The organism is Actinoplanes sp. NPDC051537 (genome assembly GCF_055586105.1).
The window spans coordinates 95,152-114,980 of sequence record NZ_JBVJIU010000010.1; the positions used below are offsets into that span (position 1 = coordinate 95,152).

General features: G+C 69.7%; 20 protein-coding genes and 2 tRNA genes. 8 read left to right on the forward strand and 14 right to left on the reverse strand.

The genetic code is table 11. The features are described from left to right. Entirely contained in the window at positions 1–978 is a 978-nt protein-coding gene (locus tag ACZ6TB_RS24830) for an aldo/keto reductase (protein WP_465557451.1), read from the forward strand. A gap of 9 nt (positions 979–987) precedes the next feature. On the opposite strand, the gene ACZ6TB_RS24835 is transcribed toward ACZ6TB_RS24830, so the two are convergent. From ACZ6TB_RS24835 to ACZ6TB_RS24850, 4 genes are read right to left on the reverse strand one after another with little or no spacing between them, the layout of a single operon-like run. After that, entirely contained in the window at positions 988–2,202 is a 1,215-nt protein-coding gene (locus ACZ6TB_RS24835) for an ABC transporter permease (protein ID WP_465557453.1), read from the reverse strand. Then, complete coding sequence (locus ACZ6TB_RS24840; RefSeq protein ID WP_465557455.1) at positions 2,199–2,864, reverse strand: ABC transporter ATP-binding protein; 666 nt, start codon at positions 2,862–2,864, stop codon at positions 2,199–2,201. The genes ACZ6TB_RS24835 and ACZ6TB_RS24840 overlap by 4 nt, the downstream gene beginning before the upstream one ends. Beyond that, positions 2,861–3,901: a peptidoglycan-binding protein gene (locus ACZ6TB_RS24845; RefSeq protein WP_465557457.1), complete on the reverse strand. Its 1,041-nt coding sequence runs from the start codon at positions 3,899–3,901 to the stop codon at positions 2,861–2,863. Before ACZ6TB_RS24845 ends, ACZ6TB_RS24840 begins: the two co-directional genes overlap by 4 nt. After that, a complete protein-coding gene (locus ACZ6TB_RS24850; protein ID WP_465557459.1) occupies positions 3,898–4,413 on the reverse strand; it encodes a hypothetical protein in 516 nt (171 codons plus the stop codon). The genes ACZ6TB_RS24845 and ACZ6TB_RS24850 overlap by 4 nt, the downstream gene beginning before the upstream one ends. A gap of 86 nt (positions 4,414–4,499) precedes the next feature. Between ACZ6TB_RS24850 and ACZ6TB_RS24855 the strand changes: the two genes are divergently transcribed. Both ACZ6TB_RS24855 and ACZ6TB_RS24860 read left to right on the forward strand, forming a co-directional pair. Further along, positions 4,500–5,171 (forward strand): response regulator transcription factor, encoded by a 672-nt coding sequence (locus tag ACZ6TB_RS24855; RefSeq protein ID WP_465557461.1) that lies wholly within the window; start codon positions 4,500–4,502, stop codon positions 5,169–5,171. After that, positions 5,168–6,244 carry a sensor histidine kinase gene (locus ACZ6TB_RS24860; protein WP_465557463.1) on the forward strand — a complete coding sequence of 359 codons (1,077 nt, stop codon included), beginning with the start codon at positions 5,168–5,170 and terminating at the stop codon, positions 6,242–6,244. Before ACZ6TB_RS24855 ends, ACZ6TB_RS24860 begins: the two co-directional genes overlap by 4 nt. On the opposite strand, the gene ACZ6TB_RS24865 is transcribed toward ACZ6TB_RS24860, so the two are convergent. Genes ACZ6TB_RS24865 through ACZ6TB_RS24875 form a run of 3 tightly spaced genes read right to left on the reverse strand, consistent with a single transcriptional unit; the run spans position 6,233 to position 8,583 of the window. Beyond that, a complete protein-coding gene (locus ACZ6TB_RS24865; protein ID WP_465557465.1) occupies positions 6,233–7,231 on the reverse strand; it encodes an SDR family oxidoreductase in 999 nt (332 codons plus the stop codon). The genes ACZ6TB_RS24860 and ACZ6TB_RS24865 overlap by 12 nt on opposite strands. A 52-nt stretch (positions 7,232–7,283) precedes the next feature. Next, the gene (locus ACZ6TB_RS24870; protein ID WP_465557467.1) at positions 7,284–7,832 is read right to left on the reverse strand and encodes a TetR/AcrR family transcriptional regulator; all 549 of its coding nucleotides are present in this window, start codon (positions 7,830–7,832) and stop codon (positions 7,284–7,286) included. A gap of 37 nt (positions 7,833–7,869) precedes the next feature. Then, the gene (locus ACZ6TB_RS24875; RefSeq protein ID WP_465557469.1) at positions 7,870–8,583 is read right to left on the reverse strand and encodes an IucA/IucC family C-terminal-domain containing protein; all 714 of its coding nucleotides are present in this window, start codon (positions 8,581–8,583) and stop codon (positions 7,870–7,872) included. 380 nt (positions 8,584–8,963) lie between these two features. Here ACZ6TB_RS24875 and ACZ6TB_RS24880 point away from each other — a divergent pair, with 380 nt between their 5' ends. After that, positions 8,964–10,496 carry a peptide deformylase gene (locus ACZ6TB_RS24880; RefSeq protein WP_465557952.1) on the forward strand — a complete coding sequence of 511 codons (1,533 nt, stop codon included), beginning with the start codon at positions 8,964–8,966 and terminating at the stop codon, positions 10,494–10,496. Here ACZ6TB_RS24880 and ACZ6TB_RS24885 read toward each other — a convergent pair. Beyond that, positions 10,493–11,608 (reverse strand): globin domain-containing protein, encoded by a 1,116-nt coding sequence (locus ACZ6TB_RS24885; RefSeq protein WP_465557471.1) that lies wholly within the window; start codon positions 11,606–11,608, stop codon positions 10,493–10,495. The two genes, ACZ6TB_RS24880 and ACZ6TB_RS24885, sit on opposite strands and share 4 nt — an antisense overlap. A 145-nt stretch (positions 11,609–11,753) precedes the next feature. On the opposite strand from ACZ6TB_RS24885, the gene ACZ6TB_RS24890 reads away from it, so the two are divergent. Then, positions 11,754–12,521 carry a CPBP family intramembrane glutamic endopeptidase gene (locus ACZ6TB_RS24890; RefSeq protein WP_465557473.1) on the forward strand — a complete coding sequence of 256 codons (768 nt, stop codon included), beginning with the start codon at positions 11,754–11,756 and terminating at the stop codon, positions 12,519–12,521. A gap of 56 nt (positions 12,522–12,577) precedes the next feature. Here the strand turns inward: ACZ6TB_RS24890 and ACZ6TB_RS24895 are convergent, their stop codons facing one another. Next, positions 12,578–13,126 (reverse strand): hypothetical protein, encoded by a 549-nt coding sequence (locus ACZ6TB_RS24895; protein ID WP_465557475.1) that lies wholly within the window; start codon positions 13,124–13,126, stop codon positions 12,578–12,580. Between the two features lie 1,132 nt (positions 13,127–14,258). Here ACZ6TB_RS24895 and ACZ6TB_RS24900 point away from each other — a divergent pair. Both ACZ6TB_RS24900 and ACZ6TB_RS24905 read left to right on the forward strand, forming a co-directional pair. Next, positions 14,259–14,349 (forward strand) — tRNA-Ser (locus ACZ6TB_RS24900). Between the two features lie 37 nt (positions 14,350–14,386). Then, a tRNA-Arg gene (locus ACZ6TB_RS24905) sits at positions 14,387–14,459 on the forward strand. A gap of 170 nt (positions 14,460–14,629) precedes the next feature. Here the strand turns inward: ACZ6TB_RS24905 and ACZ6TB_RS24910 are convergent. Then, positions 14,630–15,376, reverse strand: a complete 747-nt coding sequence (locus ACZ6TB_RS24910) for a DUF7662 domain-containing protein (RefSeq protein WP_465557476.1) — start codon at positions 15,374–15,376, stop codon at positions 14,630–14,632. Positions 15,377–15,474: 98 nt separating this feature from the next. Then, positions 15,475–16,566 (reverse strand): hypothetical protein, encoded by a 1,092-nt coding sequence (locus tag ACZ6TB_RS24915; RefSeq protein ID WP_465557477.1) that lies wholly within the window; start codon positions 16,564–16,566, stop codon positions 15,475–15,477. Positions 16,567–16,815: 249 nt separating this feature from the next. Between ACZ6TB_RS24915 and ACZ6TB_RS24920 the strand changes: the two genes are divergently transcribed. Then, positions 16,816–17,223 (forward strand): hypothetical protein, encoded by a 408-nt coding sequence (locus ACZ6TB_RS24920; protein WP_465557479.1) that lies wholly within the window; start codon positions 16,816–16,818, stop codon positions 17,221–17,223. A 9-nt stretch (positions 17,224–17,232) separates the two neighbouring features. On the opposite strand, the gene ACZ6TB_RS24925 is transcribed toward ACZ6TB_RS24920, so the two are convergent. The 3 genes from ACZ6TB_RS24925 to ACZ6TB_RS24935 are packed head-to-tail and all read right to left on the reverse strand — an operon-like array spanning position 17,233 to position 19,130. Then, positions 17,233–17,634 carry a contact-dependent growth inhibition system immunity protein gene (locus ACZ6TB_RS24925; RefSeq protein ID WP_465557481.1) on the reverse strand — a complete coding sequence of 134 codons (402 nt, stop codon included), beginning with the start codon at positions 17,632–17,634 and terminating at the stop codon, positions 17,233–17,235. A gap of 19 nt (positions 17,635–17,653) precedes the next feature. Continuing rightward, on the reverse strand, positions 17,654–18,820 hold the full coding sequence (locus tag ACZ6TB_RS24930) for a putative T7SS-secreted protein (protein WP_465557483.1): 1,167 nt from the start codon (positions 18,818–18,820) through the stop codon (positions 17,654–17,656). Next, a complete protein-coding gene (locus ACZ6TB_RS24935) occupies positions 18,813–19,130 on the reverse strand; it encodes a hypothetical protein (protein WP_465557485.1) in 318 nt (105 codons plus the stop codon). The genes ACZ6TB_RS24930 and ACZ6TB_RS24935 overlap by 8 nt, the downstream gene beginning before the upstream one ends. Positions 19,131–19,829 lie beyond the last annotated feature (699 nt).

Genomic DNA, 19,829 nt, shown 5'->3' on the forward strand with positions numbered 1-19,829 from the left:
ATGCGGAACACGACGCTGGGCGATGGCGGACCCTCGGTGGGCGTCATCGGCCTCGGGTGCATGGGCATGACGCACGCGTACGACATGTCGGCCGCGCGCGACGACGAGACCTCCATCCGGGTCATCCACGAGGCCCTGGATCGGGGCATGACGCTGATCGACACGGCCGACGTCTACGGGCCGCACACCAACGAGGAACTGGTCGGGCGCGCGCTCGCCGGCGGTCATCGCGAGCGGGCGGTGCTGGCGACGAAGGTCGGCCTGGTCTCGGCCCTGGGCTCGACGCCCGGCGACAGCTCACCGGGCATGGTCCGCAACGGCCGGCCCGAGTACATCCGCGAGTCGATCGACGCCAGCCTGCGCCGCCTCGGCACCGACCACGTCGACCTCTACCAGCTGCACCGGGTCGACCCCGAGGTGCCGATCGAGGAGACCTGGGGAGCGATGGCCGAGGTGGTGGCGTCCGGCAAGGCGCGCCGGATCGGCCTCTCCGAGGTGGGCGTCGACGAGATCTCGCGGGCGCAGTCGGTGCACCCGGTGGCCTCGGTGCAGTCGGAGCTGTCGCTCTGGACCCGCGACGCGCTGGCCGAGGTGCTGCCGTACTGCGCGGCGCGGGGGATCGCCTTCCTGCCGTTCTCGCCCCTGGGCCGCGGTTTCCTGGCCGGCCGCTTCGCGTCCTTCGACGACCTGCCCGAGGACGACTTCCGCCGCCGCCTGCCCCGCTTCCAGCGCGAGACCCTCGAGGCCAACCTGGCGATCGTCGGCCGGGTGCGCGCCGTCGCCACCCGAGCGGGCGCGACGCCGGCCCAGGTCGCGCTGGCGTGGGTGCTCGCCCAGGGCGACCGGGTCATTCCGATCCCCGGCACGAAGACCCCGAAGTACTTGCTCGACAACGCGGGCGCGGCCGACGTGAAGCTCGCGGAGGCCGACTTGGCCGAGCTGAACGCGATCCCGGCCCCGGAGGGCGGCCGCTACTAGCCGCTCCGCTCATACGGTCCGCAGGGCGACGGTCGGTGGCATGCGGGACGCACGGATGGCCGGCAGCAGGCCGGCGAACGCTCCGATCAGGAGGGCCGAGGCGATGCCGCCCGACCATGCCTCGACCGGGACCACGACGGTCCAGTTCTTGGCGCCGGCGTAGACCGCCGTTGCCAGAGCGCCGGCGAGCACGCCGATTGCGCCGCCGATGACGGCCAGCAAGATGGACTCGGCCAGGAACTGGGTTCGGATCTGGGCCTGTGTTGCGCCGAGGGCGCGGCGCAAGCCGATCTCGGAGCGGCGCTCCAGGACCGAGATAATCATGATGTTGGCGACGCCGACGGCGCCGACAATCAGGGCTACCACGCCCAGTCCCAGGAAGAGGCTGTCGAACGCGCCGGCCGCGGCGGCCCGCGCCGTGAGCGCGTCGGACGGCTGGCTGACGTTCACCTCGTTCGGCGCCGAGGGGTTGGCGGTCGGCGCGAGCAGCGACTGCACCGCGGCGACCCGGTCGATCGTGGCACGGACGTAGATCGAGCTTGCCGGGCCAACCGTCGTCCCGCCGTCGGTCACGCTGAGGTAGCCGAGGTACGTCCGGGCGGCCGGATAGCCGACGAGGGCGCTGTTGTCGATGTCCGGCTCCAGCGGCGCCGGCCCCAGGACGCCGGCGACGTTGAACCACTGGTCGCCCAGCCAGATTCGCTGATCGGGGTGGATCCGCTCGATGCCGAGCCGCTGGGCGGCGACCGCGCCGAGCACCGCGACCGGCTCGCCGGCGGTGCCCTCGTTGAGCCAGCTTCCGCGGGCGATGCCGGTGCGCAGCACGGACGGCAGGTTCAGGCTGGTGGCCCGCACCTGGAGGCCGCCGGTGTTGCCCTTCGGCACCACCGAGCTCCGGTAGACCTTCTCGTCCTTCAGCACGGCGGTGTCCGCCACCTGCTCGACGTCGCCGAGATGCGTGATCCGCGCCTGCGCCTCGAGCGGCAGCTTCGCCGGGCCGCCGGTGAGGCTCTGGCCGGCCTCGGCGGTCAGCATGTTCGTGCCGAGCTGGTCGATCTCCGCCAGCAGCCCGGCCTGCGAGGACGCGGACAGCCCGAGGACCCCCACGATCGCCGCCGTCCCGATCGCGATGCCGAGCGCGGACAGCGCGGCGCGCAGCGGCCGGGCCCGCAGCCCGACACTGGCCACCCGCAGCGCGTCCTTCGGCCGCAGACGGACGCTCATCGGGCCACCTGCCCGTCGAGCAACCGGATCCGGCGCGGCAGCCGGTCGGCGAGGGCGGTGTCGTGCGTGATCATGACGATGGTGGCGCCCTCCGCGTTGAGCTCGCGGATGAGCTCCATGATCGATGCGCCGGTGGCGCTGTCGAGGTTCCCGGTCGGCTCGTCGGCGAGCACGATGGCCGGGCGCCCGACCAGGGCCCGGGCGATCGCCACCCGCTGCCGCTGCCCTCCCGAGATCTTGGTGGGCTTGAACTTCGCGCGATCGGCGAGCCCGACGCGTTCGAGGGCCTCGTCCGCGCGCCGGTACCGCTCGGCGGCCGGGACGCCGGCGTAGAGGAGCCCGTCGGCGACGTTCTCCCGTACGGTGGCGTGCTCGGCCAGGAAGAACTGCTGGAAGACGAATCCGATCTCCCGCGCTCGCAGCAGCGACACCTCGCGGTCGCTCAGCCGCGCCGCGTCGACCCCGCCGATCCGGACCACGCCGCTGCTCGGCCGCTCCAGCGTGCCCATGACGTGCAGGAGCGTCGACTTGCCCGACCCGGACGGCCCGACGATCGCCACCAGCTCGCCCCGCTCGATCGAGAACGACACCCCGCGGAGGGCGGCGACCGGGGGCTGCTCGCCGTAGACCTTGGTCACCCCGTCCAGTTCCAGGACGCTCATAGCGACGGCACCACCACTTCGTCGCCCTCGTGCACATCGCCCTCGACCTGGACCCGGCCGCCGGCGGTGTCGAACAGGCCCAGCTTCACGGCGACCAGCCCTCGCGTCCCGCCGGCCCGCACCACCTCGACCGCGAACCCGCCGCCGGACTTCCCGACGATCGCGGTGACCGGGACGCTCAGCGCGTTCTCCACCCCCGTGGTCGTGATGCCGACCTGGACCGGGGCCCGGTCGAGTCCGCCCGTCTTCGGCGGGTCGTCGAGGCTGAGGTAGGCGGGGATGGTCGCGGCCCCGGACTGGCCGTCGGGAACCTGGGCGACCCGCCCGATCCGGTCCACCCTTCCCGGCACGGTCTTGTTGTCGGGCAGCGTGATCTGCGCGCGGACGCCCTTCGTCACCTCGGCCTGCTGCGAGGGGTCGAGCGCCAGCTGCACCTCGAGCGTGTCGGAAGTGGCCTGCGCGACCTCGGCTCCCGAGCGCGCGGGGCCGCCGGGCGTGCCGATCACCTTGGCGATCCGCGCCGGCCCGGGCAGGAAGACCGCGTTGCCGGCGCCGAGCTTTCCGGTCGCGTCGGCGCCTCTCTCGCGCTGGAGAGCCTCCAGCGCCTTCCGCGTCTTGCCCGAGAACGCGGCGGACCGAGGGTCGGCGTCGAAGCCGAGCTGATGCAAATTCCCATTCAGCTGGCGTACGTCGTTCCCGGTCACGCCCTCGTGTAGGTCGCGGTAGGCGGGGACGTCGCCGCACAGCAGCAGCACCGGTTTGTCGTCGACCCGGTAGAACACATCGCCGCAGCCGATCTTGTCGCCTTCCGCGGGCAGCGACGTGTAGGTCCCGCCGGCCTTGTTGATCACCGAGGAGGGGGAGCGGTAGGCCAGCGTCCCGTACATCAGGATCCGGGCGGAGAGCGCGCCCTTCGTCACCGGCGCGGTGTTCGCGGCCGCTTCCTTCGGCGCTGCCCGAGTCTCCTGCCGCGGGATCACCAGAGCGGCGACCACGAGGACCGCAGCGCCGGCCGCCAACCAGGTCGTCCGCCTCACTTCTGCTTGTCCAGCGCGCCGGACAGGAGATCGCCGCACTTGTCGGTCGCGGCCGTGAACCCCGGGATGTCCTTGGCACCGCGCCCGGCGGCGGACGGGATGCGGTTCGTGTCGATGAGGGCGCCGTCCGGCGTGGGATCGGGGAAGTCCTTGATGCCGTTGTCGCGCATGCACTGGGCGAACTTGAGGGCGTACTGCTGCTGCTCGGCGGTCCGCTTGTGGCCGGTGAAGCCGGCCGGCACCAGGTCCTTGCAGGCGTCCATGGCCTTGTTCCACGCCGCGCTGCTGGTGTCGACCGACGAGTTGTTCGCCACCCCGTCGGCGGTCAGCTCGCCCGACCCGTCCGGATCCGGGAAGTCCTGGACGCCGTTGTCCCGCATGCACTGGGCGAACTTCACCGCCCGCTCGTGCGTGCCGTCGGCGGAATCGGTCGTCGCGGGCGACTTCGAACAGCCCGCGGCGATCAGGGTGGCCAGGACGACGACGGCCAGCGGTCGTAGTTTGCGACTCATACCGCCAGTCAAAAGGGCGTGGTGTTGCCGAGCCGTATGCGGTTTTCCATACGCCCGCGATATGCGCCGGCTCGTTAAAATCGCACGTGCGCGTGTTGATCGTCGAGGACGAGCCCTGGATGGCCGAAGGCATTCGCGATGGCCTGCGCCTCGAGGCGATCGCGGCCGACATCGCCGGTGATGGCGATACCGCTCTGGGGCTGCTGAGCGTCAACGCGTACGACATCGCCGTTCTTGATCGCGATATTCCGGGTCCCTCCGGCGATGAGATCGCCGAACGCATCGTCGCGTCCGGCACCGGCATGCCCATCCTCATGCTCACCGCCGCCGACCGGCTCGACGACAAGGCCTCCGGGTTCGAGCTCGGCGCCGACGACTATCTGACCAAGCCGTTCGAGCTTCAGGAGCTCGTGCTCCGGCTTCGGGCGCTCGACCGGCGGCGCGCACACCATCGACCTCCCGTACGCGAGATAGCCGGCCTGCGTCTGGACCCGTTCCGCCGCGAGGTCTACCGCGACGGCCGGTACGTGGCGCTCACCCGCAAGCAGTTCGCGGTGCTCGAGGTGCTGGTCGCCGCCGAGGGTGGCGTCGTCAGCGCCGAGGAGCTGCTGGAACGGGCGTGGGACGAGAACGCCGACCCGTTCACCAACGCCGTCCGCATCACCGTCTCGGCGCTGCGCAAGCGGCTCGGCCCGCCCTGGATCATCGCCACCGTGGCCGGCGTCGGCTACCGCATCGACGCCGGAGACGTCCGGTGAGCGCCCGCCTCAAACTCACCCTCAGCTACGCCGGATTCCTCATGGTCGCGGGCGGCCTGCTGCTCGCCGCCGTCTGGGTGTTCCTGCTGCGCTACGTCCCCGACCGCGCCCTGATCGTCAACGCCGACTCCATCACCCACGGTGTCTTCCCGGTCCGGTCGGTCCTGCTGCGCGTGTTCGCGCCGCGGGCGGCCGCGGTGCTGGGGTTCCTGCTGGTCTTCGGGCTCGTGGGCGGCTGGATCCTGGCCGGCCGGATGCTCGCGCCCCTGACCCGGATCACCGAGGCGACCCGCAGGGCCGCGACCGGATCGCTGTCCCACCGCATCGAGCTGCAGGGCCGCAACGACGAGTTCCGCGAGCTCGCCGACGCCTTCGACGGCATGCTCAACCGGCTCGAGGCCCAGGTCGCCGAGCAGCAGCGCTTCGCGGCCAACGCCTCCCACGAGCTGCGCACCCCGCTGGCGATCACGCAGACGCTGCTCGATGTCGCCCGCAAGGATCCGGCCCGGGTGACCGGCGAGCTGGTCGACCGCCTCCAGGTCATCAACACCCGGGCGATCGACCTGACCGAGGCGCTGCTCCTGCTGAGCCGCGCCGATCAACGGTCCTTCACCCCCGAGCGGGTCGACCTGTCGCTGGCCGCCGAGGAGGCCACCGAGACCCTGCTCCCGCTGGCCGGCAAGAACGGCGTCACCGTCGAGGCCGCCGGCGAGGTGGCTCTCACCAGCGGATCCCCGGCACTGCTGCTGCAGATGACCATGAACCTGGTGCACAACGCGATCGTCCACAACCTGCCCGCCGAGGGCACCGTCCGGGTCACGACCGCGGTCGGGCCCACGGCGGTGACGCTGACGGTCGAGAACACGGGCGAGGTCCTCACCCCGGAGCTGGTCGAGATGCTGGTCGAGCCGTTTCACCGGGGCAGCACGCGCCTCCACACCGACCACGCGGGCGTCGGCCTCGGCCTGGCCATCGTCAAGAGCATCGTGCAGGCCCACGACGGGACGCTGTCGGTCGCCGCCCGACCGGCCGGCGGCCTGCGCGTGACGGTGGAACTGCCGTCACTTCGCTAGCGCCAGCAGGCTCTCGGCCGTCTCGGCGATCGTGTCCTCGATCGGGCGGGCCTTCCAGCCGAGCAGGCGCTCGGCCTTCGCCGACGTCGCGTCGAGGTTGCGGCCCAGCAGCTGGCGCAGCGCCCGCATCCGAGGATCGACCCGGGCCAGCCCGCGCGCGACCCACACCGGCATCTCCCGGGCCGGCACCTTGGCCGCCCGCTCGCCGAGCCGCTCGCGCAGGACGGCGGCGACGTCGCGCTGCCACAGGCTGTGGCCGGCGGTCGCGATGAACCGCTCGCCCGCGGCGGCCGGCTCGGTCATCGCCAGCAGGTGCAGGGACGCCACATCGCGTACGTCGACATAGCCCGACGCGAACGGCAGGAGCGTCGGCATCGATCCGTCGAGCATGCGGGCGATGCCACCGAGCGACGGCGAGTAGTCCGGGCCGAGGACCGGTCCGAGCACGGCCGTCGGGTTGACCGTGGCCAGCTCGAGCCCGCGCCCCTCGCCGGCCACGAAATCCCAGGCGGCGCGCTCGGCCAGCGTCTTCGATCTCTGGTACGGCGCGATGCCGCCGTCCACGTTCGTCCAGTCCCGCTCGGTGAACGGGGTGTCGCGCGGCGGGTGACCGTAGGCGACCGCGCCGATCGCCGAGGTCATGACGACCCGCCGCACGCCCGCGCCGTGCGCCGCGCGCAGCACCCGCAGAGTGCCGTCGACGGCCGGCCGGACCATCTCGTCGGCGGTGCGCGGCAGCCGGGTCAGCGTGGGCGACGCGACGTGCAGCACCGCGTCGCATCCGGCCGCCGCCTCGCGCCAGCCCTCGTCGCGCTGGAGATCGGCGCGTACGACGCTCAGCCTCCCGCCGCCGGCCAGCGCGCGCACCTGCGGCTCGCGCGCCAGGTCGCGCACCGTGGTGCGCACGGAGTGGCCGGCGTCGAGCAGCGCCAGCGTGCACCAGCTTCCGATGTAGCCCGACCCGCCGGTCACCAGAATCTCGGCCATCTTGCCCTCCTCGAAGTGTCTGCTTCAAGGTAGCGGAGACCTCTCCACTTATTCAAGGGATAAGCGGAGACTTCTCCGGAAGAGTGCCGAGACCGTCCAGGATCAGCGCCAGCATCGGCTCGGTCCGCTCCGGATCGGCCCGCCAGAGGGCGCCCGTGAGCTGCAGGAAGTCGCCGGGCTCGGCATCGGCGCGGACGCTGCCCGCGCTCTTGCCGGCCGCGAGCAGCTGAGTGATCGCGGCAATGACCGGGTCGTAGGTCTGCTCGGTGATCGACTTGTGCGCGTTCGGGCTGAGCGCGGCGCCGAGGGCGTGCTTCTTGCGCATCGCGTCCACGAGCTCGACCGTCCAGCGCCGCAGCGCCTCCACCGGCGTCAGCGTGGCGAGCAGCTCCGGCACCGAGCCGGTGAGCCGATCGACCTCGTCCTGGTAGATGTCGAGGATCAGCGCCTCGCGCGAGGGGTAGTTGCGATACAGCGTGCCGGGCCCGACGCCGGCCCGCTGCGCGATCTGGTTCATCGAGGTGTCGCTGTCCTCGGCGAATGCCTGGCGGGCGGCCGCCAGGATGCGAGCCCTGTTCTCGCGAGCGTCCGACCGGACCATGCCGCTGCCCATCGTTAGTGGAGACCTCTCCACAAAACTACTTGATGCAGCAGCCCCGGCAGACCTTGGGGTTGGGCAGCGTAAAGGCCAGGCAGCACGTCTTGCGCTGCACGTCGAGCTTGCCCGCCGCGTCGGGGACCAGGTCGATCAGGTCCTCGACCCCCAGCGCCTCGTGCAGCCGGGCGATCGTCTCGGCCGAGGGGCCGGGCAGCACGTCGGCCGACCGCAGCACGCCGTAGGCCACGCCCGACGAGAGCGAGCCCAGCAGCGTGCGCGTGCCCAGGCGGACCCGGGTGTGGATGGCGTTGAGCAGCGGCGTGAGGTGCTCGTCGAGGAGCGACCGGCGCAGCTCGGCCAGCAGGGCGTCCTCGTCGGGCACCACGCGTACGTGCGAAAGACCGCTCAGCGCGAGGGGATCGGTGGCCAGGACCGCCACGGGGGTGTCGGCGCGCAGCCCGAGCGTGATCAGCGGGCGCGGGTCGTCGAAGTGCACGAGCACGTTCTCGCCGGTCAGCAGCGGCACCCGGCGGGCCGAGGCGTAACCGAGGACGGCCGGCAGCGCGACCCAGTAGGTGTACGCCTTCCAGGCCATCGCGGCCGCGGCGTGCGGCTGCGCGTTCCACCGCTTGCCCGCGGCGTTCAGCAGGAGATCGAGATCGGCCACCAGGTCGACGGCGGGACGCCAGCCGGCCGGGTCACGGACGAGGAGGCCGGGCGCGAGACCGGGGATCGCGGTGCTCGTGCCGAACATCGCGTCAAGGGTCGCGGTGACCGGGGCCAGTGGCTCGTGAAGGGTGCGGTGGCGGAGGGCGGTCGTGGTCACTGACGGCTACCACTCCGCGGCGCGGCGGGCGACATGCCGGACTGGGTCATCGCTCTCACCTCGCCATACCTCGTCACACAGCCTGGTGTCCGGAAGCTTCAAGACGACCCACCGTACACCTCTAAGGCTAGCCTAACCAACGGGGCCAACCCGATCTTTCGGACGAATGCCCTCGGCAAGGGTTGCCTAACCGTGCGTTGATGCGTTGCCGGATTCGTCAAGGTATCTGTCGGCTACGCGCTACTAGCACCTTGCGGACACGAGGCGGCGGTGACACTTAAATTCTCGTCGCGAAGGGGACATCGATGATGACCACCTCGCCCGTCGAGCGGGCCGCTGACCAATTTGTTACGGCGCTGGCGCATTGGCGGGTCGAGCGCGGGATGAGCAAGAAGCAGCTTGCCGCGCGCATGGGATTCGACCCTTCCTATGTAAGCCACGTCGAGGGCCGCCGACATAAGCCGACCGAGGACTTCGCCCGCCGGGCAGAGGCGGTCCTCGGTGCGGGTGGAGTGATCTGGCAGCGCTTCCAGGAGTACGACGAGCTGCGCCACGCCCGGGGCACGACGTTGCACCGCGACCCGCCGGTGCCGGTGCAGTGGCTTCCCCCCGGAACCGGGCTGATCGTGGAGCAGGAGGTCGCCGAGCTCACGTACGCCGACGGCGCCTACCGCTGCCGGATCCGGCGCAACCTCTACAACGCGGGCGCCGAGCCCGTCACGCGATACCTCGTGAAGATCGCCGTGGACCGCTACCCGCACGATCCGGCCGGCTCGAACCGGCATCACCGCGAGCACCCGCTCACCTTCGAGGAGATGGATCTCGAGGCCGTGGCCGGCGAGGGTGGCGCGGGCGAGGCGATGCAGTGGCGGGTCAAGCTCGACCGGGACGCGGCCAAGGAGGTGTGGCTGCTCTTCGCGAACGAGCACGGGCAGTTCCCGCTCTACCCCGGGCGGCGGACGGTCATCGAGTACGCGTACACGGTCGGCGCCGAGAAGTGGGGACAGTGGTTCCAGCGGGCCGTGCGCCTGCCCACCCGGCGGCTGACCGTAAGCCTGAACTTCCCCGCCGTCTTCGACCCGCAGGTCTGGGGCGTCGAGACGTCGCTGGCGGCCGAGGTGCCGGTCCGCACCCCGCTCGAGCGGCACGAGGAGGACGGCCGGGCCATCTTCGAGTGGTCCACCGACGCGCCCCTGCTCAACGCCCGCTACCGGCTGGAGTGGCGGTTCCGCGGGCCGGGCGCGCCCTCGTACGCGGAGTTCGCCCCGGCCCAGCACAACGGCCACCGCCGCGCCTCCAAGCAGATGCGCGGGATCGGGATCGTGCAGCGCGGCTCGGACCTGCTGCGGCAGCGCGCCCGGCACTTCCAGCTGCCGCGCGAGGAGGCGGAGGCCCGGGACGCGGTCAACGCGCTGCTCGCCTCGCTGCGCCGGCTCGAAGACCTGCACGACTTCAGCAAGGGGGTCGGCCTCGCGGCGCCGCAGATCGGGCGGTCGGTGGCGGCCGCGGTCGTACGCCCGACCGACCGTGGCGCCGAGCCAGTGGTCCTGCTCAACCCGAGGATCGTCGGGGAGTCCGGCGACCGGGACGAGCAGTACGAGGGGTGTCTGTCCTTCTTCGACTACCGCGGCCTGGTGAAGCGGCCGCTCCGGATCGAGGTCGAGCACGCCCGCTACGACGGCGCGCGGGTGATCACGTCGTTCGAGCGGGCGATGGCCCGGCTCGTGGCGCACGAGATCGACCACCTCGAGGGTCGGCTCTACGTCGACCGGATGAGCGCCGAGTCGAACCTGGTGCCAGTGGCGGAATACCAGCAAACAGGGCAGCCGTGGGATTACTAGCCCATGTTGCTGAAGCTGTCGTATTTTATCCGGATTGACGGGACCTGAAGCTCGGCCAGCGTCTTGAGCGTGGCCTTCACCATCTGGCCCGATCCGGAGACGAAGAAGTCGTGATCGCTCCACGGGCCGTAGCGCGCGACCACGTCCGAGATGTTGCCCGCCTCGCCGGGGAACGTCGGGTCGTCGCTGCACGCGGTCACCACCGACAGCCACGGATAGCGGGCGGCGAGCCGGTTGAGGTCGGCCAGGTCGTAGAGGTCCTCCCGGTTGCGGGCGCCGAAGAAGACGTGCACCCAGCGGGTCCGGTTGTACCGGGTCAGCTCCTCGAGCAGCGACTTTATCGGGGCGAGTCCGGTGCCCCCGGCGATGAAGACCGCGTCCCGGGTCGAGCGGCGATCCAGGTTCATGCTGCCCATCGGTGCAGCCAGCTTGATCATGTCGCCGACGGCGAGCCTTCGCACGAGCGCGCTCGACACCCAGCCGGCGCCCAATGCGCGTACGTGAAACTCCAGGGTGTTGTCTTTTCGGGGCGCGTTCGCCACCGAGTACGTGCGCCACATGCGCGGCTGGTATTTCGGGCACTCCAGGCTCAGGTACTGCCCGGCGCGGAAGTCGAGGGGCTGCAACGGCTGGACCGTGAAGACCGCGATGTCCTGAGCGCGGCGCTCGTGCGCGACCACTTCGCCGTACCAATAGGGCGGGTTGGGATCGGCATCGGCGCCCGCGAGCATGCGGGCGGCGATCACCGCGTACGCGTCGGCCCAGGCCTGGTCGTACTCGATGCTCCACTGCTCGCCCGCGTGCCAGCGCATCGCCTCGATCAACGCGCCGCCGACCACCTCGTAGTGCTCGGGTTCCACGTGGAACTTCCGGTGATCCCGGCCGAGCCCCTTCAGGTAGTCGTCGAACTTCTCCGGGTCGTCCAGGGTCTGCACCGCGGTGACGATCGCGTTGAGCAGGCGGGAGCGCTGCAGGTCCATCTGGACCGGGAACAGGTCGCGCAGGTCCGGATAGGACAGGAACATGCGGGCGTAGAAATAGCCGGCGACCTTGTCCTGCTGCTCCTCGACGAGACTCCAGCTCTCCTTGAGGATGCGTGCGAGGTCTCCCATGCCATTCAGGGTGGTCAGCTCAATCGGTTACCCGACGCACCAAAAGTGCGACTCATCTCAATACGCGGCGCGTCGCTTGCCCGGATAGGTCCGTTTGTGCTTAGGCGAGCGGTCTCCTTCGGGTGATCGCCCCTAGAGTTGTCGCGTGACCCTAGATCGAGTCCAGCCGGGCCGGCGCGTCCTCAGCGTCGAAATCGCCATCGTCCTGCTGCTGTCGCTCGGCCAGTCGGCCATCTACGCGGTGGTCTCGCTGATCGCGAAGCTCACGGCGGGCAAGCCGCTCTCGTCGCAGGCGGCCGTTCTGAACGCGTCGGTGTCGCCGCGGCCGTACCTCGATCTCACCTATCAGCTGCTCGGCATCTTCTTCGATCTCGTGCCGGTGGCCCTGGCCCTCTATCTGCTCATGCGCGACCGCATCTCGGTGCGCCGCACGCTCGGCATCTCCCTCGACCGGCCGGGCTTCGATCTCGGCTGGGGCGCGTTGCTGGCCGCCGGCATCGGGATTCCCGGCCTCGGTCTGGTGTACGTCGCCAAGCTGCTCGGCCTCAACGCCCAGATCGTGCCTTCGGCCCTGGCGGCGCACTGGTGGTCGATCCCGGTCCTGATCCTGTCCGCCCTCGAGAACGCGGTGCTCGAGGAGGTGATCGTGGTCGGTTACCTGATCACGCGCCTCAAGTCGATGTCCGTCCCGCTGGGGTGGATCGTCGTGGCGTCGGCGGTGCTGCGCGGGTCGTACCACCTGTACCAGGGCTTCGGCGCCTTCGCCGGAAACGCCGTGATGGGCGTGGTGTTCGCGCTGTTCTTCCTGCGGTTCAAGCGCGTGATGCCGCTGATCGTGGCGCACAGCTTGCTGGACATCACGGCGTTCGTCGGTTACACCTTGTTGCCGCATTCCTGGCTGACCTGGGTCTAGGCCCCTTTGTAATAGGTGTAGGCCTCTTTGCAATACGTCTAGGCCTCGTAATACCTCTAGGCCTCGTAATACGTCTCGGCCTTGTAATACGTCTCGGCTCGGGCGGCGATCGTCTCGGCCGAGGCGGTGCCGGTCAGCACGGCGGCGAGCAGGCTGGTGCCCGGGAACCAGCGGTTCACCAGACGCAGCACCGCCCAGCCCCCGGTCTGCGTCGCGATCATGCGACCCAGCCGCCAGACCGCCCCACTGAGCCCGCCGTCCTCGTAGGCCGGCAGCCGGGCGGCGGCCAGCGCGGCCTCGGCCTCCGTCCGGGTCGGGTGAACCTGCGTGATCAGCAGCAGATCAACGGCGCGGGCCGGATCAACCGGATCTTTCCCGTACGCCGCGGCCACGTGCAGAACGAGCTCGGCGTGCGTGACGGCGGCCGTCCCGAGCAGGGTGACCGGGGCGTAGGAGCCGGCGACCGCCCCGAGAATGCTGGTCAGGCTGCCGAAGCGAGTGAACTGCCGCCGAGCGAGGCGAGCGACGGCCCGATCGTCGGCGGCGGGGTAGTCGGCGCGGGTCCGGTCGGCCCAGTCCCGGGCCCGGGGGCCAAAGGTCTGCACGGCGGCCAGGGCTAGTAGCTCGGGGGCGTGGCCGGGGGCGGCTATGAGCTTGGCCCAGGTGTCTTTGGGTTGGTCGGCCTGGGTGGGTGTGGGGTTCGCTGGTTTCCGGTCGGCCGGGGCCGTTGCCGCTTGAGGAGCAGGCGTCTCGTTTGGCGTCGGCTCGGCGGGCGTCGGTTCGGCGGGGGTTGGTGCGGCGGCGGGCGTCGGTTCCGCGGGCTTCGTCGCTGCCGGCTCTGTCTCTGCGGGCCTTATCTCGGCCGGGAGGGTGGCCTTGGCGGGCGGGATGGCTTTGCGCGGGGCTCGCTTGGCCGGCGTCGTCTTCTTTGCCGGGGATGCCTTCTTGATTGGAGCTGCCTTCTTCACCGGGGCGCGCTTCGCCGGGTGAGGGGCGGTGGCCTCGGCGGGCGGCTCGGGCTGGGCGGGGATCTCGCGGGCCGGGGTCGCCTGGGTGGGCGTCTCCTGGGCGGGCGGCTCCGGGGTGGCCGTTTCTTGGGCGGGCGGTTCCGGGGTGGCCGTTTCTTGGGCGGGCGGCGCGGGGGTGGCCGTCTCCTGGGCGGGCGTCTCCGAGCTAGCCGTCTCTTGGGCGGGCGGTTCCGGGGTGGCCGTCGCCTGGGCGGGCGGCTCCGGGGCTGGTGCGTCCTTGGCCGGGGCGTCCTGGGCTGCGGGGCGCTCGGGCTCGGGCTCGGGGCGCGCGGGGCGGGCCTTGCGGGGCGTCGCCTTCTTGGCCGGCTGGTCGGCGTCGGCGGGCGGGCGGGGACGCGTACGGGATGGGGGATTTTGGGGCGAACGGCCCGGTGTGGAGGCAGATGCCGGACCCTCGCCCGGGTGATTCTCGGCACTCGGCGGCTGGAACATGACCGCGGGGGCCGATTTCGCAGCTCGGCGCGGCGCCGGCGCGGCCGGCTTCTCCTCCGGCGAGGCCTGCTCGGGAGCGCTGAACGCGGGACGCGCGGATCGACCACGACGCTCGGTGGGCGGCTTCTCCTCCATGGGGTGGCAGCCTAGTCGTAAGTCACGCATTTCACCTGCTGGAGTCCGGTGCGATGGCCCGGACGCGCGCGAGTGGGCAACCTCTTTGTGCGGCCCTGACCGGGTCCGGTATCCTCAAGCGTCGGCAGCTGAGGGCTGCCGTGGAGACTTCGCCTAGTCTGGTCTATGGCGCCGCACTGCTAATGCGGTTGGGGTTTTAAAGCCCCTCCCGGGTTCGAATCCCGGAGTCTCCGCGTGTAAGGCCGGTGTGTATGCTGGCGGAGCACTGAAGCGCCCGTAGCTCAATGGATAGAGCATCTGACTACGGATCAGAAGGTTAGGGGTTCGAGTCCCTTCGGGCGCGCAGGATTGGAACGGCCCGTGAGCTGCGGAAACGCGGAGCGTGGGCCGTTTCGTTGTCCGCATGATGGTCCGACTTTCCCGCCTTGCGGGCGGTGGTGCTCCGATGGTGCTCCGTCGATTCGTGACGGTGTGTCGCCGCCGCTGTCGTGAGCGCGCCGCCGGTCCTCCCCCCTAGCCTCCAGAGACTCCGCCGTCCCCGGCAACGAAGAGAACCTTAATTCCGGTCCGGTGCAAGCTGGTCTTCGTGCGCTGGAAGAGGCTGCGGTAGGCGGGCACGTCGGGAAGGGCCATCGCGACGTCGACGTCCGGCTGTTCGTCGCGGATGAGCATGCACTTGAGTACGGCTTGGGCGTACCAGTGCCTGGCCTGCGTGGCGGGTTGGGTGGGCTTGACTTCGCCGGCGCGTCGGGGGTCCGCGTAGGTAAGGCTGGGGTATCCCTTGACCTCTACGGCGAGGGTGCGCTCGTGGCGGGTTGCCAGCACGTCGGTCCCTCGTTCCCGGGTGGCCGTATGGGCTACCCGGAGGATTCGCCACCCCTCCTTGACGAGGTACGCGACGAGGCGGCCCTGCACGGTCTCCTCGGTCGTGTCGGAGCCGAAATCTTGCCCGTTGGCCTCTCCGCGCGTCCATGGCATGCCGCCGGTGGCCGGTTCGGCCTGGCGGGTCAGGAACGATCCGCCGACGGTTCCTCGGGCGAAGGTGACCCGTCCAGTCGTCTGGTCAATGGCCGCAACGTGCCATCCCGCCGCTCGCCACGCCTGCGCCTGCACTTTGGAATCGTTCGCCCACCAGGCTCGGTGTTCGTGCGCGGAGGGCGGTAGTGGCCCGACCAGCTTCTCGACCTCGCCGAACGTAAGCACGACCTCGTCGAGCTGCCGGGACGCGAGTAGATCTCGGAGAGGGTCGTACTTGCCCATGTGCTTCCCTTCAGGCCCAGGCGTGACTTCGCCCGCGGACTACGTCTGGGTGGCGGTCAAGCTGGCCGTGAGGCGCACGGTGGCGTGGCCTGACCACCTCACTCGCCTGACGGAACGGTGCGGGCAGGCCCAGCGGCCTCCTCGTACGCGGACGTGAGTGCCGCAAGTAGTCCGTCAGACACCTCGTGGATCCGCCGGCCCGCAGCCATCTCGGCGCCTAGTTCCCTGTTGACCGCGGGAATGCTGGCGGGTGCTCGCCGTTGGAAGACGCTCGGCCAGAGCTGGATGCAGGCGGTCTTCGGATCCAGGTAGATAGTGACCAGTCCCGCGTTGTCGCTGCGGATTCTCGGCAGCAGCGTGGTGATCTGGTTCTTGCCGCGGTAGGTCTCCAGCTTGATCATCGGCAGCGCGTTGAGGCTCTCCGCCCAGGCGAGCAGGCGCTCCAGCAAGGGCCGGAACTCGCTTGGAGCCTCCGCTATCGCCGCGCGGAACTCCTGTGACCCTGGTTGAGCAGCGTTCGCTTGGCGTGCTGTCGCCTCCGCGGACGACAGCTCAGCTTGCCGGCGGCCAGGGTCGATCCGTTGGGGTATCAGGACCTTCGACGAGCCGACCTCGTACGAGGAGATCGTGAGCAGATCGATGATGACCTTGTCGGTCACCAGTTCGAGATAGCCGACGAGTTGGACCAATTCGTCCGGCACCTGATCGAGGACGATGACCAGGCGGAAGGCGCCCTCGGACAGGCTGTCGGCTAACCCGTCAGCGAACGCCGCCTCGTCGAGTGCGGCTTCCTGATCGTCGTTGCGGACGGCTTCCCAGATCGTGCTGTTGCCCAGCCGCGACAGGTGCGCGGCCAGCGTGGCCGACTGGAGGTACTGCGGATCGAGGCCTTGCAGGTAGGCGGCGTAGGCGAGGATCTGGGACACCACGGCCCGGCGGGCTTCGGGATTGTCGGCAAGTTTGATTTCGATGACGACAAGGCGGCCCGACGACTCCACCGCCACTATGTCGGCCCGCCCCGCCCCGAGCTGCACCTCAGTGCCGAGGACGGTCAACCGGGGCGAACCCGCCAACGGCAGCATCTGTGGGCTCTGTGCGACAAGGTCTTGCAGCACCTTCTCGGCGGCGTATGGGCTCGCCGCCAAAGGCTGCCAGGCACCGGCATGGTCGAGTCCCCAGACGACCGTCATCGACGGAAGGTAACACCTTTCGTCCCTTTTCGGCGGGCCGTGGTGCTGCGCCGTTCCTCTGTACGCGCGTGCTGGGATCAATGTTTTCCGTCCGCCGTAGCTCTCGGCGGTCGACTTGACCGTTGCGAAGAGTGGAGCGACTGTTCGTGCACCCGGTCGCCTGGCGGCCGGCACCGTGGCGGGCGGTCCGCGAGATGGACGTCGCTGTGGCAGCGTCGCCGGTCCTTCCGCTCGCCGGAGGGCCGGCGCGTGGCGCTTGTCGATGGCTGGCGGCTGTTCTCGAATCTACGATCGGTGCAGGAGATGGGGACGATGACGAGGGCAGTGCGGGCACCGTCGGGTTCGCGGTACGCCGATCAGCGGCACTGTGCCGTGCCGGCGCGGCTGAGCGATTTGCGTGGCCCTCGCGGTGGGATGGTGAACCTCGACCGTTCGCTGGACTGGTCTGGCGATGCCATTTACGACCTGGACGATGCTAGGGACCTGCAGCTCATGTACCAGACTGTCCTGAACCAGGCGGTATCCAGCGAAGACTTGAGTCGATGGCTCGACAGTGCCGTTCTGCGGCGCTTGTGGCCGCACCTCTGGCTCCCTGCCCGCTTGCGAGCGCTTTGGCAGGCACGCTTCCCGGAACTGGGCACGCCGGATATCGACTGAGCGCGTGGGCTATCGACGGAGGAACTCGGCGGCGCGGTTGTATAGAACGTCAAAAGTCTGTTCCGGGTCTAGAGCCTTTGCCACGGTGCGCACGCGCGTACGTTGATCTTCGTGCGCGTGCCAGTAGGAGTCGGGCACGCGTCGGATTAAGGCGTCGAGGAGATCACCCGGATAGAAGTCGCCTTCGGCCAGCGGCTCGCGTTCGACTCGTTCGACCGCCAAGGGGACGATGGTGTCCAGCCCGATCTGCTGCGAGATGAGCAGGCGCAGACCCTCGGCGTCGAGCGCACCGACGGGACGCTTGCGCAGCGCGTACGCGGTGCTGACCAACCGGGTGGCGTCGGCTGGCGGGTCGCCCCAGCGGTCGTCCTCGATCTCTTCGAGTGACCGGCTCTTGTCAGGCTCGGACACCGGCTCTCCCTAACGTGTCTCAAGTCCGGGGAACGAATTGCTCCGAGTGGTCGAGCAGCCGGCTCGCCTCGGACAGCTCGGCCTCGTATTGCGCACGGTCCGCGGGCGACACTCGCGAGTCGCCGAGTAGGCGCTTGAGTTGGCCGATGCGGTTGACGAGGCCGTCCTGGGCGTTCCTTACCTCGTCGACATGGTCCCACGGCACGCCGTTCGATTTGGTCGCCACCACCTCGCCATTCAACTCTCGACGTGCCGCGTCGAGATCCCGGTCGGTGAGGTGTTCCTTCATGTTGTCCGTCTTCGTCGGCCCGACCGGCTCCGAGCGGCCGGTGCGCACCGGTGTGATCGCGTCGTCCGAAGCGGCGTGCTGCATCAGCAGCCCGCTCGCCGTGGCCGTCATCCCCGCGCCGATGGTGATGCCCGCCGCCGAGGCGATGTTCAACGGAACACCCCCGATCGCGCCGACACCGGTCGCGTCGAGGACAACACCGGTGCCCTCGCCCAGCATGCTGACCTCGGTCAGCAGAAGGCCGCCGACGAGCGTTGCGGTCTCACCGGGGTGGTGCACCATCGCGTTACCGAACGAGGCCAGCCCGTTGACCACATGTGCGCCCGCGGTCTCGAGGAAGCCACCCACCTTGTCCAGCCAGCTTGACTTCTTGGGCGCCGATTCCGCCTCCTGGTCGAGGAAGCGGGCGGCCACGTCACCGGCTGAACTGACCTGGTTGCGAGCGTTGTTCAGGGTGTCGATCGCGTTCTGTCGACCGGATGCGCCGCTGTCGAGGAACGGGCCGATTGGGTGTCCAGGCGGCGCCTGGGCGGCCGCCTGCTGGTAGGCCTGCTCAGCCCGTTGGGTCTCCGCCTGCGCTTCGTCCCAGAGCCGTATGGTCTCGGCCGCCTGCTGCTGCGCCCACTCCAGCACGTGCGCGTACGTATTGAGGGCGCCCGCCGCAGTCGCGAGCGAATCGGCAGCCACGTACCACTTGTTGGGTTCGTAGCTGAATTTGTCCCGGAAGTCGTCCGCCGCCGGGCCCGTCCACGCTCCGGTGTCGATGTTGACGAGTCCGTCGCCGGCCTTCTCCACGTGCTCCGATCGCGTCTTGAGCGTTGTCGCGTTCGCCCGGATGGCGCTGGGGTCGCCGGGGATCAGCGTTCGCGGATCGTGCGTCTGCCCGAGCTCAGTCATCGACGGCCGGCTTACCGGGATCGGTGGTCAGCCGACCGGCCGCGGCATTGTCGGCTGCCTGGTATGCGTCGGCAACCTTGCCCAGCAGATCCCCGATGACCTTGGCATCCTTGGTCAGGATGTCGATGCCGTCGCTCCACCGATCGCAGAAGTTCTCCATCGACTTATGCAGCCGGTCGTGGCCGTAGACGCTCTCCGCTCGATCGAGGTGCGAGAGTGCCGAGCCCTTCTGGTCGGCCACACTCTCCAAGATCCCGGCGGATGCGGACTTCAACGTGTCGATCTCGACGTGAAATCCAGGGCCGTCCATGCCAACCCTCCCTCCGGCTGGAATCCCGAGAGTAAGACCGTCTCGCCAGATTCCCCTCCCCTCTTGGGAGGCGTGGTGCTCCGCTGCTCTCCGATATAGGCCGATTGCGCGTTCCATGAGCTCTCCGAAGAAGGGCCTGTCGGCAACGTCGACCGGAATGGTTGTGTGGCTGCGCAGGTTCGTGCCGAGCTCGGCGCAGAAGCCGATCCGTAGCGGAAGGGTGCGGTCAAGCCAGGCTTCAGCGCGGCTCTCCCGTGCTGCGCGCGGGTTTGGTGACATGGTGTTGCTCCTCTCGCATGGGCGGCGGCGGTGAAGCCGCACGCGGTGGCGAGACGAGCGATCCGTCCATGTAGACGAAGTCGTCGAAATGAAGAAGAGAGTGCCGCGAGCGGGTTCTTCAGCCCTCGGCACGATCGGCCGTGACGGGCTCCGCGAGAGGAAGCGGCGAGCCGAAGCTCGGCATGTCAGATATAGGATGCGAACGGACCGCTGTCCCTCGATCACCGTAAGCGAACGTCGTTTCCCGCGCAATGCCGATTACGGTGTTGGCACTTAACGTCCACCGCTCTCGATCTTCGAGCGATTGCGGCCCTCTGTAGTAGCGGCCATCGCTCGCAGTGGTTGATGCTGGTATCCGGCCGGTCAACGGCAGCGGGGAAGATCATGCAGCGCACCGACTGGGAAGATCTCAGCAGCTCC